The sequence below is a fragment of the Paramagnetospirillum marisnigri genome, from assembly GCF_001650715.1.
In the GTDB taxonomy this organism is placed as follows: Bacteria; Pseudomonadota; Alphaproteobacteria; order Rhodospirillales; family Magnetospirillaceae; genus Phaeospirillum; species Phaeospirillum marisnigri.
Map to the genome: position 1 here is coordinate 196,094 of NZ_LWQT01000044.1, position 13,214 is coordinate 209,307.

The 13,214-nt window shown below is 65.6% G+C and carries 15 protein-coding genes; 4 read left to right on the forward strand and 11 right to left on the reverse strand.

The annotated features are described in order from the left end of the window. From A6A04_RS06740 to A6A04_RS06750, 3 genes are read right to left on the reverse strand one after another with little or no spacing between them, the layout of a single operon-like run. Positions 1 to 462, reverse strand: a complete 462-nt coding sequence (locus A6A04_RS06740) for a periplasmic heavy metal sensor (protein WP_068491149.1) — start codon at positions 460 to 462, stop codon at positions 1 to 3. Then, positions 462 to 764 (reverse strand): hypothetical protein, encoded by a 303-nt coding sequence (locus tag A6A04_RS06745; RefSeq protein ID WP_068491150.1) that lies wholly within the window; start codon positions 762 to 764, stop codon positions 462 to 464. The genes A6A04_RS06740 and A6A04_RS06745 overlap by 1 nt, the downstream gene beginning before the upstream one ends. After that, entirely contained in the window at positions 761 to 1,363 is a 603-nt protein-coding gene (locus A6A04_RS06750; RefSeq protein WP_068491152.1) for an RNA polymerase sigma factor, read from the reverse strand. The genes A6A04_RS06745 and A6A04_RS06750 overlap by 4 nt, the downstream gene beginning before the upstream one ends. 343 nt (positions 1,364 to 1,706) lie before the next feature. Here A6A04_RS06750 and A6A04_RS21545 point away from each other — a divergent pair, with 343 nt between their 5' ends. Continuing rightward, entirely contained in the window at positions 1,707 to 2,612 is a 906-nt protein-coding gene (locus tag A6A04_RS21545; RefSeq protein WP_082914754.1) for an EF-hand domain-containing protein, read from the forward strand. A gap of 149 nt (positions 2,613 to 2,761) precedes the next feature. Beyond that, complete coding sequence (locus A6A04_RS06760) at positions 2,762 to 3,334, forward strand: hypothetical protein (protein WP_068491154.1); 573 nt, start codon at positions 2,762 to 2,764, stop codon at positions 3,332 to 3,334. 1 nt (position 3,335) lies between these two features. Here A6A04_RS06760 and A6A04_RS06765 read toward each other — a convergent pair whose 3' ends face one another. The 6 genes from A6A04_RS06765 to A6A04_RS06790 form a co-directional block, all read right to left on the reverse strand. Next, on the reverse strand, positions 3,336 to 3,557 hold the full coding sequence (locus tag A6A04_RS06765; RefSeq protein WP_068491156.1) for a hypothetical protein: 222 nt from the start codon (positions 3,555 to 3,557) through the stop codon (positions 3,336 to 3,338). Positions 3,558 to 3,692: 135 nt separating this feature from the next. Next, a complete protein-coding gene (locus tag A6A04_RS06770; protein WP_068491158.1) occupies positions 3,693 to 3,896 on the reverse strand; it encodes a hypothetical protein in 204 nt (67 codons plus the stop codon). 199 nt (positions 3,897 to 4,095) lie between these two features. After that, positions 4,096 to 4,308, reverse strand: a complete 213-nt coding sequence (locus A6A04_RS06775) for a hypothetical protein (RefSeq protein WP_068491160.1) — start codon at positions 4,306 to 4,308, stop codon at positions 4,096 to 4,098. Positions 4,309 to 4,449: 141 nt separating this feature from the next. Next, a complete protein-coding gene (phbB, locus tag A6A04_RS06780) occupies positions 4,450 to 5,172 on the reverse strand; it encodes an acetoacetyl-CoA reductase (RefSeq protein ID WP_068491162.1) in 723 nt (240 codons plus the stop codon). Positions 5,173 to 5,302: 130 nt separating this feature from the next. Then, complete coding sequence (locus tag A6A04_RS06785) at positions 5,303 to 6,475, reverse strand: acetyl-CoA C-acetyltransferase (RefSeq protein ID WP_068491163.1); 1,173 nt, start codon at positions 6,473 to 6,475, stop codon at positions 5,303 to 5,305. Between the two features lie 109 nt (positions 6,476 to 6,584). Then, on the reverse strand, positions 6,585 to 7,691 hold the full coding sequence (locus A6A04_RS06790) for an alpha/beta fold hydrolase (protein WP_068491166.1): 1,107 nt from the start codon (positions 7,689 to 7,691) through the stop codon (positions 6,585 to 6,587). 137 nt (positions 7,692 to 7,828) lie between these two features. Here A6A04_RS06790 and A6A04_RS22240 point away from each other — a divergent pair, with 137 nt between their 5' ends. Both A6A04_RS22240 and phaR read left to right on the forward strand, forming a co-directional pair. Continuing rightward, complete coding sequence (locus A6A04_RS22240) at positions 7,829 to 8,023, forward strand: hypothetical protein (RefSeq protein WP_156612502.1); 195 nt, start codon at positions 7,829 to 7,831, stop codon at positions 8,021 to 8,023. Positions 8,024 to 8,200: 177 nt separating this feature from the next. Beyond that, positions 8,201 to 8,767, forward strand: coding sequence for a polyhydroxyalkanoate synthesis repressor PhaR (gene phaR, locus A6A04_RS06800; protein ID WP_068491170.1), 567 nt, complete (start codon positions 8,201 to 8,203; stop codon positions 8,765 to 8,767). Between the two features lie 155 nt (positions 8,768 to 8,922). Here phaR and A6A04_RS06805 read toward each other — a convergent pair whose 3' ends face one another. Together A6A04_RS06805 and A6A04_RS06810 are read right to left on the reverse strand one after the other, a co-directional pair. Next, a complete protein-coding gene (locus A6A04_RS06805) occupies positions 8,923 to 12,381 on the reverse strand; it encodes an FAD-dependent oxidoreductase (protein WP_068491172.1) in 3,459 nt (1,152 codons plus the stop codon). A 118-nt stretch (positions 12,382 to 12,499) separates the two neighbouring features. Continuing rightward, positions 12,500 to 13,111: a hypothetical protein gene (locus A6A04_RS06810; protein WP_068491175.1), complete on the reverse strand. Its 612-nt coding sequence runs from the start codon at positions 13,109 to 13,111 to the stop codon at positions 12,500 to 12,502. Between the last annotated feature and the right edge of the window lie 103 nt (positions 13,112 to 13,214).

The window sequence follows — 13,214 nt, forward strand, 5'->3', positions numbered from 1 at the left end:
TCAGCGGGGCGGCGGTGGCCCTCCGCCCGGCGGCCCCGGCGGCCGCCATTGCGCCAGCTTGGCCCGGCCTTCCGGCGACATGCGGCTGGCGGTCTCGATCAGGGTGGCGGCCAGGGCCTCGTCGATCAGCTGACGTCCGGCGCGATTGACGTCGAAGGCGGCGCGCAGGGCGTCGGCGCTGAATTCCCGGGCCGCCAGGGCGGCCTTGATGCGCTCGGGCGCCTCGTGCTGGATGTCATGGCTGCGCTGGAAGGTCTCGGCATGGGCCGCGAACACCTCCAGCAGGATGGCGCCATCGGCGGGTGGCAAGCTGGCGGCGATCTGACGGGCGATCTCGATGGGCGGCGGTGGCGGGCCGGGGCGGTGCGGCGGCCGGGGATGCAGGGCGATCACCGTTGCCAGGAAGACGTTCAGCGCCAGCGACAGCGGCAGACTCCAGCGGCGAATCAAGGTCAGGTCCATCAGAATCCCGTCACCAGGGGAGAGGAATAGGCCAGAAGATCGGATAATTGGGCGGGGCTTTCCGTTGTCTGCAGCCCCTGGCTCACCATCACGCCCAGCACCAGCGCGGCCATCATGGGCATGGCATAGCGGGGCTGGGGACTCAGGGCCGTCAGCCAATCGGACAGCCTGACCCAAGGAGAGGGAGAAGGCGGCCGCCTGTCGAGTCCGGCCAGCACCGCATCCAGGACCCGCTCGACCCGGTGGTCGGGAATGTCCAGCGGGGGGCGACTCCGCAAGCGCTCGGGATCATCCCAGCTCATATCAAGTCTCCACTGCCGGTGATGCCCCGGCGTTGCAACAGGTCCCTCAGGGCGCGCCGTCCCCTGACCAGCAGGGCTTCCAGCGCCGATACCGACAAATCCAGTACCCTGGCCGCCTCGGGCGCGCTCAGATCGCTGAAATAGTATAGCGCCAGGGCTTGCCGCTGTCTGGAGGGGATATCCGCCATGGCGGCGGCCAGAACCGCCTCGCGCTGGCGCCCCATGGCGTAGTCCACCCCGGCGATGCCGGGATCGGCGGGGTCGCCCGCATCCTCCAGCGGGCTGAAGGGCGCCCGGCGCTTGCGGTCGAGGCAGGCGTTCAGCACCACCCGGTACAGCCAGGTTCCGAAGCTGGCCGGTCCATCCGCCCGCCATTTGGCCGCCAGGCTCCAGGTCTTCATGAAAGCGTCCTGCACGATCTCGTCCGCGTCGTCGGGGTTGCCGGTGATGCGCGTGGCCAGGGCAAGCATGGGGCGGGCGTGGCGGTCCATCAACTGGCGAAAGGCCGTGCGATCGCCGCGGGCGACAGCCTGCAGCAGCTTGTCGTCGCTGGTCTCCGTTCCGTGGCTCGTCTGCCCGTCCAAGCTTGTCGCGCGCATCTCACCCTTTCACGGCTCGGCGGCCGCGTTCCATGCGGCAAAATTCGCCGAAACCCGGCAAAAATTGCCGGTGGCGGCAGATTCTTCCTGGTCGGACGGCGCCAAGGGTGGGTGTCCTGATGGGAAAAATCAGGTATTCCAATGGGTTGCTGTAGGTGGCCGTTCTGGCCCGGGCTTTGCGAGGCAGGCAATGAACAGCCATGCCCTGACTGCTATGGAGCATTGTAGCGTCCACGGCAATGTAAAATAAAACGAAATATTTTCGCATGTAATAATGCTTCTGCCTAGTGAAAGACAATGAAGTGCCATTTTATGGCAATGTCTTTACTAGTGGAGAACAATCATGCTGCACAGTATTGGCGAGCATGGGCAGGCGGCCTCAGCAAGCCTTAGAAAGCTTATCGGCAAGCTTGATACCAATTCTGACAACTCAGTCAGTCGCAGTGAATTTGTTGCTGGGCGTCCCCAGGATCAGTCCGAGGATCAGGCCGGGTCACTGTTCGACAGCCTGGATACCAGCTCCAGCGGTTCCCTCAGCCAGAACGATCTTCTCAGCGCCTTTCAGCAGATGGCGGCAAGCATGGCCTCTGTCTTGATCCAGGCCCAGTCGGAGCAGGACACCCAGGCCGGCGATGGCGGCCGGGAGAAAGGCCGGCCCGACGCGTCCCAGATGTTCAGTGACCTGGACGTGGACGGCGACGGCAGCGTCACCCGCGAGGAATTCCTGGCCGGGCGGCCCGAGGATGTGAGCGAAAGCCAGGCCTCGGCCTTCTTCGACAAGCTGGCCGGGAGCGATGCCACCAGCCTGACCGAGGACCAGTTCGCCGCAGCTCTGGAACAGGCTGAGCCTCCGCCTCCTCCCGGTGGCACCGGCCGGGCGGGAGGCCCGCCCGACGCGTCCCAGATGTTCAGTGACCTGGACGTGGACGGCGACGGCAACGTCACCCGCGAGGAATTCCTGGCCGGGCGGCCCGAGGATGTGAGCGAAAGCCAGGCCTCGGCCTTCTTCGACAAGCTGGCCGGAACCGACGCCACCAGCCTGACCGAGGATCAGTTCGCCGCCGCTCTGGAACAGGCGGGGCCTCCGCCATCGGCGGATGCCAGCCAGGCCAGCGCCACCGCCGATAGCCAGCCCTTGTCCGAGTCCCTGCTGCAACAGCTCCTGCAGGCGATTTCCTCCTATCAGGAGTCGGCCTATCGCAATGCAAACGCATCGTCATTGCTCCAGACCAGCTCCCTGACCGTCTGATCCCCCTTCGGATGGTCGCCCGCCCGCCGCGCCTCCCTGGCTTTTGGGATAGCGGCGGGCGGTGGGGTGGAGCGCATGGGTTGGGCCGGTGATGCGTGTAACCGTCATCAGGCACATCAACGAAGCCTCGTCTCAGAAGGAGAATCGCCATGTCCATCAGTTCGGTCGGCGACAGGCCGTCCCCCCAGAGCCAGTTGCTAAGCTCTCTGCAAACCAATGGGCTGTCCGCCGAAAAGGCCAGTCAGATCAGCTCTGAAATCGATTCGGTGATCAAGTCGACCATGTCGTCCTCGGGCGGCTCGCGTCCTGATCCCGCCGATATCCGTTCCGCCATCGAGTCCAAGCTGAAAGAGGATATCGCGTCCGGGGAAATCAGCGAGGAGGAGGCCTCGTCCATCCGCGCCACCCTGGATCAGTTCGAGCAGAAGATGAAAGCGGGCGGCCCACCGCCATCGGGCGAGGGCGAGGCCTCGACCTCCGAGGAAGAGGACACATCGTCCAAGGAGGTGGAAAGCACCAAGGCCTCGACCGTCAACGGGGTCACCACCACCGTCACCACCTATACCGACGGGACCACCAGCACCAAGGTCACTTATGACGACACCAACACCTCTGCCGCCGATGCCCTTCAGGAGTTGCTGAAGTCGTTGAGCGGGTCCAGTTCGTCGTCGGATTATCTCACCAAGTTGCTGTCGTCCGGCCTGGTCGACACCAAGGCCTGACTCAGGTCAGGGCGGGTGCGGGGATCGGTTCCTCGTGCCCGTCCAGGCTCATTCCCCTGGATGCCAGGCGCAGGGCGCGGGTGCAGACGTCATGCTCGCCGCAAAGGCTGGCGCAGTTGCGGATGTCGTCGATCAGGCGCAGGCATTCGCCATAGCGTCCCTGGTCATACAGGCGCCGGGCCTCGGAAATCTGCGTCAGGCATTTGTAGGACGACCCGATCATCCCCGCCTCCTCCGCCTGGTGGAAAAAAATCTAACATTTGCATCCCTGGCAAATTTTAGATTTGTTTCCACAATTCAATCAGTTAGTGGGCCGATTCATCTGACGTTGGGAAATTGAAGCGTCAGGATCGGACCGCTAGACGGCCAGACCCGGTTCCGACAAGGCGGTGACCGAGTCGTAGAGCTGCTCTACCAGCACCCGGGCGATGCCGGGGGTCAGGGAGGTGTCATGGGCCAGCAGAACCGCGCGGGCGGTTTCCTGCTGTTCGGCGCAGGTCAGTCCCATCTGGCGCGCGGCGGCGATGGCATTGCCGATGATCGCGAAGAGTGAGCCGTTCATGTGCTGCCTCGGATGACAAGGAGGTTTGCTCTGACAGGATAATCATCCGTCTTGCCGTCGCTGCTTGCCACCCGCGATCGGGAGTGATTTGTGTGGCAATGTGACAAAAGGCGCAGAAAGCAAGGGCGATAGCGCAAAGGCTTACCCTAAGGTATGAGGCGGCCTATCTTTTCGTATAGGAATTGTTTCGGGCGCCGCTCTATTTGACTTCGGCCAGCGTGGTGGTCAGATGGGTCCACAATTCCCCGTGTCGGCCGGCGCAATCCTGCCAATGGTCACAGGTTCTCAGATCGGCGCAGCGTTGACCGCCCTTGATCATGGCCCCAGCCTGAAACAAGGCCGCGCCGCCGATCAGACTGCCGATCTGCGTCGTCCGCTGTTCCAAACAGGCCTTGCCTTCGCTGTTGCTCATGGCAGATCCGTGAATAACCACATAACGCATCATGGCATGACCGGATGGGGTCAGCCATCGGGCGAACGACCTATGTTTGATAGAAAAAAGCCCTCCCCGTTCGGGGAGGGCTTGGTGCCGTGACGCCGGGCGTCGCGGAATTTAGTACATGTGCTGGCCGCCGTTGACCGACAGGGTCGAGCCGGTGATGAAATCGGCGTCGTCGGCGATCAGGAACATGACGCAGCGCGCGATATCGTCGGCGCGGCCCAGGCGGCCGACCGGGATCTTGGCGATGATCTTTTCCAACACCGCCGGCGGCACCGCGCGGACCATGTCGGTATCGACATAGCCGGGAGCGATGGCGTTGACGGTGATGCCCTTGGCGGCGCCTTCCTGGGCCAGGGCCTTGGTGAAGCCATGGATGCCCGACTTGGCGGCGGCATAGTTGACTTGGCCGTACTGGCCGGCCTGGCCGTTGATGGAGCCGATATTGACGATGCGGCCGAAGCCACGCTCGCGCATGGAATCGATGACCAGGCGCGCCATGTTGAAGCACGAGGTCAGGTTGGTGTGGATGACGTCTTCCCACATCTGGTAGGTCATGCGGTGCAGGACGCCGTCACGGGTGATGCCCGCGTTGTTGACCACGATCTCGACCGGGCCGTGGTCGGCGGTGATCTTGGCAATGGCGGCTTCGCAGGCGGGATAGTTGCCCACGTCCCACTTCATGGAGGGAATGCCGGTTTCCTCGGTGAACTTGCGCGCGGCCTCGTCGTTGCCGCCGTAATTGGCGACAACCTTATAGCCGGCATTCTTCAGGGTCACCGAAATCTGGCGACCAATGCCGCGGGTGCCACCGGTCACAATAGCTAAACGCCCCATGGGGTTCTCCTCTTTGCTTGTGTCTCCATCCGGCTCTGGTTGGGCTTGTTGGTCCGCCTGGCCGGTTTCCACCCGTGGGATAAGGTGGGGAGCCGCCGGGCGGGCGCGGCTCCCCTGGTTTTGGCTGTGATCAGCGCTCGACGGCGAGGGCGATGCCCATGCCGCCACCGATGCACAGGGTGGCCAGACCCTTCTTGCCGCCACGCTTCTGCATCTCGTGCAGCAGGGTGACCAGCACGCGGGCGCCCGAAGCGCCGATGGGGTGGCCGATGGCGATGGCGCCACCGTTGACATTGACCTTCGAGGTATCCCAGCCCATGCCCTTGTTGACCGAAATGGCCTGGGCGGCGAAGGCTTCGTTGGCTTCGATCAGGTCGAGGTCCTGGTGCTTCCAGCCGATCTTGGCCAGCAGCTTCTGCGAGGCAGGAACCGGGCCATAGCCCATGGTGTTGGGATCGACACCGGCGGTGGCCCAACCGGCGATGCGGGCCAGCGGGGTGATGCCGCGCTTGGCGGCTTCCTTGGCGGTCATCAAGACGGCGACGGCGGCGCCGTCATTGATGCCCGAGGCATTGGCGGCGGTGACGGTGCCGTCCTTCTTGAAGGCGGGCTTCGGCTTGGCGATGGCGTCCAGGGTGGCGCCGATACGGACGAACTCGTCGGTATCGAACACCTTTTCTTCCTTCTTCACCATGATGGTGACCGGAGTGATTTCGTCCTTGAAGCGGCCGGACTTGATGGCGGCCTCGGCCTTGTTCTGGGAGGCCACGGCGAATTCGTCCTGCTCGGCGCGGCTGATATTGAACTTCTCGGCCAGATTCTCGGCGGTGATGCCCATGTGGATGGGGCTGAAGGCGTCGGTCAGGCCGTCCCGGATCATGGTATCGGTGAATTCCAGCGATCCCATCTTCACGCCGTTGCGCAGGAAGGCGGAATGCTGGGCGTTGGTCATGCTCTCCTGGCCGCCCGCCACCACGATATTGGCGTCGCCCAGCGCGATGGCCTGGAAGCCGAGCGCCACGGCGCGCAGGCCCGAGCCGCACAGCTGGTTGATGGCCATGGCGGTGGCGGTGTTGGGAATGCCCGCCTTGATGGCGGCCTGGCGGGCGGTGTTCTGGCCACAGCCGGCGGAAAGGATGTGACCCATCAGCACTTCGTCGACGGCCTCGGCCTCGACACCGGCGCGCTTCAGCGCTTCGCGGATCACGATTTCACCCAGCTGGGCCGCCTGGAACCCCGACAGCGAACCGGAAAACGAGCCGATGGCGGTGCGGGTGGCGGCGGCAATAACGATATCGGTCATGAGCTTTGTGTCTCCTCGGTGGATCTTGATCCGCTCACTAGGGGCATTCCAAAAATGGAACCGCCCCTGGTGTCATACTGCTTCGGTCGGCCCCGATGCAACCGCCGTGTCATTGTGCGACGCGGCGAATCCAGCGCATCAGGGGCCCGTAGACGTCGGATTTCGCCCTTGGCCCGGTCAGCATGCCCACATGCCCTCCGGACAACATCAGCAGTTTGGCACCATGAAGGCGTTCTGCCAACGGCAGAGCGGAGATGGGAGGTACGATTCTATCGCGATGCGGGACCATCAGCAGTGACGGTATGGTGACATCCTCGGGCCGTACCGCCCGTCCGGCGATCAGCCAGCGTCCCTCGGCCGGGCTGTTCTCGGCATACCAGTCGAACAGGCATTCGCGGGCCACCGGTCCGGCTAGGTCGACCCCGTCATTGGCCCAGTCCTCCAGGGCGACGAAGTCCCGTGCCTTGGCGCTCTTGGGCTTCAGGCGGGTGAAGGCGGCGAATTTTCGCGCCGCCAGACCGGGGTCAAGGGCCGAGAACATGGACTGCAGCATGTCGACGGGCGCCACCCCGGCCGCCGCGATCAACTCGCCCAGGGGTTTGGCCAGGGCGCGCATCAGCACGGCATTGCTTTCGCGTCCGGCCAGGAAGTCGAACGGCGTGGCCAACAGCACCAGCCCGGCCACGGAGTCCGGCCGACGCTGGGCCAGGGCCAGGGCCAGCAGCCCGCCCATGCAATAGCCAACCACCACCGGCTTGCGTCCGGTCAGCGCCACCACCCGGTCCAGCGCCGCGTCCAGGCGTCCGGCGATGTAATCGGTCAGGGTGAAGCCGCGTTCCTCGGGGCCGGGGGCGTCCCAGTCCACCAGGAAGGGGGCCAGCCCCTTCTCGGCCAGATAGCGCATGACGCTGCGCTTGGGGCTGAGATCCAGGATATAGGCGCGGTTGATCAGCGAGGGGACCACCAGCACCGGGGGGGCATCCGCGGGGCAGGTGGCGGCGCGATAGTCCCACAGCCGGGTGGTGCCTTGGCTCCAGGCCAACGGCACCGGGGGCATGGCGCGGCGATAGGGGTGGTGGCGATAGGCCTCGATTCCGGCCAGGAAAGCCTCGTGGCGGCGTCCGGCCTCGGCCGCCAGCGCCTCGTCAAACCGCTTGAGGGCCTCGGGGCCGACGCTTGCGAGGCTGCGGGACAGGCTGCGGCCCGCTTCCGCCAAATGTGGCTTCCAAGGTAGCGACCCGTTCTTCAAGAGCGGCAACGCGGCGCGCGAGCTCATCATGGTGGAGGCGTGGGTCATCAGATGCAGTGGCAGCGGCCTGGGGCCTGTCCGGGGCGGTGCCGCCGGGAGAGACTGTGCCTTCATCCGATCCCGCCCCATTCCTGGCCGAAGCCGCCGCACCCCGCACACCCCCGTTGCGCGCGACCCCGGTGGCCTCGGCCACCGCGACGGCGGTCTGGGTCATCATGGCGACGCCCCGCGCCACCGCCTCGCCCAGGGCGGGATCGGCGGCGACGGCGGCCACCTGTTCCTGCCAGAGGTCAAGGTAACGGCGCGCAAGCGCGTTGAAATCCGGCGGTGTGTCTGACATGGGCGAACTATAGCCGAGGGCGCCGCCGCGGTCCATCCGCTCGGCAAGCGAAAATTTTCCGTGGCCGGTAATTTCTGCTATTACTATGAGGGTATGGGCGATAATGCCCGTCTCACCTTGCGATATGAAGGCCCCGATGTCCGAGTCCCAGACCACCGCCCAGGCTCCCATCACGATCAAGAAGTACGCCAACCGCCGCCTCTACAACACGGCGACCAGCAGCTATGTGACCCTCGACCACCTGTCGCAGATGGTGAAGGACGGCGAGGACTTCGTGGTCTATGACGCCAAGAGCGGCGAGGATATCACCCGCTCGGTGCTGACCCAGATCATTGTCGAGGAAGAGGGCAAGGAAGGTCAGAACCTGCTGCCCATCAGCTTCCTGCGCCAGTTGATTGGCTTTTACGGCGATAGTCTGGGCGGGCTGGTTCCGCGCTACCTGGACTATTCCATGCAGGCCTTTTCCCGTAACGAACAGCAGATGCGCGACTATATGCGCAATGCCCTGGAAGGGATGTTCCCCTTCAATCCGTTCGAGGACATGACCAAGAAGAACATGTCCTTCATGGAAAGCGCCATGAAGATGTTCACGCCCTTCTACCAGACCCACGGCGCCGATGGCGGCGAACCCAAGGTGGACGAGCTTCAGGCCCGCGTCGACGCGCTGCAGGCCCAGATCGACAGCCTGACCAAGAAGAAGTAGGGGGCTTCACCTATTGCTCCCCCTCCCCCGGCTTTGCCGGGGGAGGGTTGGGGTGGGGGCTGACGGAACGGGAAGTGCGGGTGGACGCAAGCCCCCCTCCCGACCTCCCCCCACCTGTGGCGGGGGGAGGGGTGTGTCCGCAAACCCCGCCAGACTTATCCCCGCAGCCCGGCCTGTTTCAGCGCCCGGTCGATCCAGACCCGACCCAGCTTCTCCGAGGCGGAGTTCTGGCCCAGGCGTTCGTTCAGGCTGACGAAATCCACCTTGTCCAGTGGCTGGTCCTGGTCGGCGCAGGTGAAGACGATCTTCTCCTCGCCGGTCACCGGGTCCTTGTGCCGTTGCAGGCACTGGGCGCAGACCTCCTTCAGCATGCATTGCATGGGCGAGTTGATGGAGCCGATGCCGGTATGGCCTTTCTTCAGCCAGGGGGCGAGGCGGTCGTGGCGGGCCTTGGCCACCGCCGCCATCATGCGGTCGGAGCCGATGGCGATGACGCGGTCCACATCCTTCAGCGACAGGGTCTGCGGTCCCAGGCGGTCCTCGCCATAGGCCACCATGGCCTCGACGATATTGCCGACGAAGGTACGGTCCTGGGGGCGGGTGGGGGTGAAGGCCTCGCCGCCATCGACGCACCACACCACCACATCGGCGGCGGCCTCGATGTCGGCGACCTTGAAACGGTCATGGGCATTCTTGTAGCCCGCGAAATACAGCACCTTGGACCCGGCGGCGCGGAAGGCGTGGCCGATGGAGAACAGCACGGCATTGCCCAGACCGCCGCCCGCCAGCAGCACGGTTTCCCTGCCGCAGACATGGGTGGGCGCCCCGGTGGGGCCCATCAGCACCACCGGCTCGCCGGGGGTGAGATGGCCGACCAGATCGCTTGATCCGCCCATCTCCAGCACGATCAGTCCCACCAGTCCCCGCTCCACGTCGACCCAGGCGCCGGTCAGGGCGAGGCCTTCCATGGCCAGGGTGGCGCCGGGAAACTTGCGGGCCAGCATCTCGAAATTCTGCAGCCGGAAGAACTGGCCGGGTTCGAAGGCGCGGGCGGCGGCGGGGGCCTTGACCACCACTTCGACGATGGTGGGAGTCAGGCGCTCCACCGCATGGACGGACGCGCGCAGATCGTGGTTGAGACGGGCGAACAGATCCTTGGCGGCAATGCCGTTGGCGGGGCGGCGCGCCATGGCGCGGGTCACCACCGGGTGGCCCTGCTTGGCCGAGGCCATGGCCGAGACCACATTGCCGGCATAGGACGGGTGCAGGTCGCCGAAGAAGCTGACGGTGCGGTCGAAGCCATCCACATGCATCAGCACCTGGGGGGTGCCGGGCTTGGCCAGCAGTTCCGGCTTCACCGGATTACCGTCCTCGTCCACCGCCTGGAAATACTTGCCATCCAGGGTGATGTCGGACCGCTCGCGGGCCAGATTGGTGTTGGGCACCGTGCCCGCCGCCACCAGGATGGAACGCGCCGGGAACCGATGGGGCTGGCCGTCCTTGTCCTTGACCTGCAGGCCGGAGGCCGAGCCGAAATCATCCACCTCCACCGCCACCGGGGTCAGGCCCTCGGCGAAGCGGATACCCTCTTCCAGGGCCTTGGTGATTTCCTCGTGGTTGCGATAGGCCGGGCTGTCGGTCAGGCGGCGGCGATAGACCAGGGTGGCGCCGCCCCAGCTCTTGAGCAATTCGAGAATATGGGGTTCGCGTCCCTCGGAAGCGGCGGCCAGACGCTCGGCCCGGATGGCGCGGCCATGGTCGATGAACTCGTCGGCGATGGCGTGGTCTTCCTCGGACCAGTGGACACGCACCGCATGTTCGCCCCGTTCCGCCACCAGCAGCTCGTAGCGCGACAGGAACTTTTCCACCTGGATGGGGTAATAGGCCAGGGCCTCGGTGCAGGTATCCACCGCCGTCAGGCCGCCGCCGATCACCACCACGGGAAGGCGCAGTTGCAGATTGGCCAGGGTGGCGGAGCGTGCCGCGCCGGTGAGCTGCAACGCCATCAGGAAGTCCGAGGCCTGGCGCACGCCGCGCGCCAGCCCGTTGGGCATGTCGAGGATGGTGGGCTTGCCCGCCCCCGTGGCCAGGGCCACATGGTCGAAGCCGGCCTCGAAAGCCTGTTCCAGGGTGATGTTGCCACCGAAGCGCACGCCGCCGAACAGGGCGAATTCCGAACGGCGTTCCAGCAGCAGGCGGATGACGTCGAGGAAGTTCTTGTCCCAGCGCACGGTGATGCCGTATTCGGCGACACCGCCGAAGCCGCCCATCACCCGCTCGCCCAGGGGCTGCCACAGGGCGCGGATGTCGCGCACCGGCTTGAAGGCCACCCGGCGGCCATGGGGGTCGACTCCCGACAGCTCGGCGGCCAGCGGCTCGATCTTCAGACCGTCCACCGCCACCACATGGTGGCCGTCCTGGATCAGGTGATGCGACAGGGTATAGCCCGCCGGTCCCATCCCCACCACCAGCACCTTGCGACCCGAATCGGGTCGGGGCAGCGGACGGCGCAGATTGAGCGGATTCCAGCGGGTCAGCAGCGAATAGACCTCGAAGCCCCAGGGCAGTTCCAGCACGTCCTTGAGGGTGCGGGTCTCGGCCTCGGGAACATTGACCGGGTCGCGGTTCTGGTTCTGATAGACGCAGGCGGTCATGCAGTCGTTGCAGATGCGGTGCCCGGTCCCGGCGGCCATGGGATTGTCGATGGTGATCACCGCCAGGGCGGCCATGGCATGGCCCGCCGCCTTGACCTCGTGCATCTCCGAGATCTTTTCCTCCAGCGGGCAGCCTTCCATGGTGACGCCGACGGCGTTCTTGACCAAGTCACCGGTCTTCTTGTCCTTCATGCCCTTGGAGCAGGAATCGCGCCCCTGGTGATGGCACAAGATGCAATAGTTGATCTCGCCCAAGGCCCCCGCGAGATCGGTGCCGGGATCGGTCAGGTTGAAGCCCTCGCGGCGGCGCAGATGGGCGGTGTCGGCTTCGACGGCCAAGACGCCGCAATGCTCGACCGGGATGGTGGGGACCATGGCCAGCGGATCATGCTTGGTGGGCAGCTTGAACAGCACGCCCTTGGCGTGGGGGCGTTTGGCATTGGCGGCGACCGCGGCGGCGGCCAGCCGGGCGGCGAAGGCCAGATCCTCGGCGTGATTGGCCTCGTCGTCCAGCCAGCCCAGCACCTTGCGGGCGAAGCCCAGCTCGCTGAAGGCCTCGCCGGTGCGCACCGCGTAGTCCAGCGCCAGATAATCCGGGTTCAGCCCGGCGGCTTCCTCGGCCGAGACATCCTTGACGGCGCGCTTTTGCACGAATTGCCGCTTGGCCTGATACAGCGGCGCCAGGGCGTCCTGGCGCTCCTTCAACTCGGCGGCGGCGGCGCGGATGGCGAACAGCTCGGCCAGGAAATCGTCGAGATGGGGGGCCAGGGCGATGATCAGCTCGGCCTCGGCGGTGGGGGTCAGCGCCGCGGGCTCGGCGCGGGCCGCCCTCAGGCGGGCGTGCAGCGCGGCATCGCTGCCGGCCAGGCTGTCGAGAAAGGCGAGGTCGGTCAGCTCCAGCCCACGGCGATCATACAGGTCGGAAAAGGAAAGGCCGAAGCCGAGGGCCGGTTGGGGCATGTTCACACTCGTGATGATGGGATGAGGCGGGTAAAGATTAACAGCTACGGTGCCATATGGCATTGTGTGGAATCGTTCACAACACCAAAAAAAATGTGGGAAATGACCGGGGCGCCGCTCATGCCGTAACCGTCAGCTGGATCAGCCCGGGCTCGTCGGCATGATCCACCAGGATGCGCTTGACCCGGTCCTGCCACAGTTGGGCGAAGCGTTGGGCATCCTCGGCATCGCCTCGTCCCGACAGCAGCGACTGCAAGCGGTCCCGCATCTCGGGATCGGCGGGCACCAGTTCGGGATGATACGACGCGGCCACCCGGCATCCGGTGTCGAGGCGCTGGAAGGTCATCTCGGCGCCGGTGGCGGCGCCGAAGGCCAGCAGGTCGGCGCGGGTGAAGCGCCCGGCGATGCCCTTGAAGCCCCCCGCCCCGGCGGCGCCGGTCACCAGCCCGGCAACGGCGGCCATCACGCCGGTAACGCCGCTGTCCTGGGCGTCGGCCATCATCACCCGCATCTGGCCGCGCTCGGGCACCGCGCCCGGCCACAGGGCCGCCATGGCGGCCAGGCTCATCAGCCAGGCGCCCGCCACGGTGGGGCAGGAATGGCCCGCCAGCCGCACGGCATCCCCATAGCCATAGCGGATCATCCCATCGGATGGTGCGCCAAGAAAGGCGGCCAGGGGGTCGAACAGGGTGATGGCGGGGGCGTCGTCGAAAAAGGCGGGAAAGGGCATGGCGGGACTCGGGAAAGGGAAAGGGCGGGTCCGAGCATGGACTGATTCCGGCCCGGATGCCTTGAGCTTGATCACCCGTTCTGTAAACGCGTTCACAGATGGC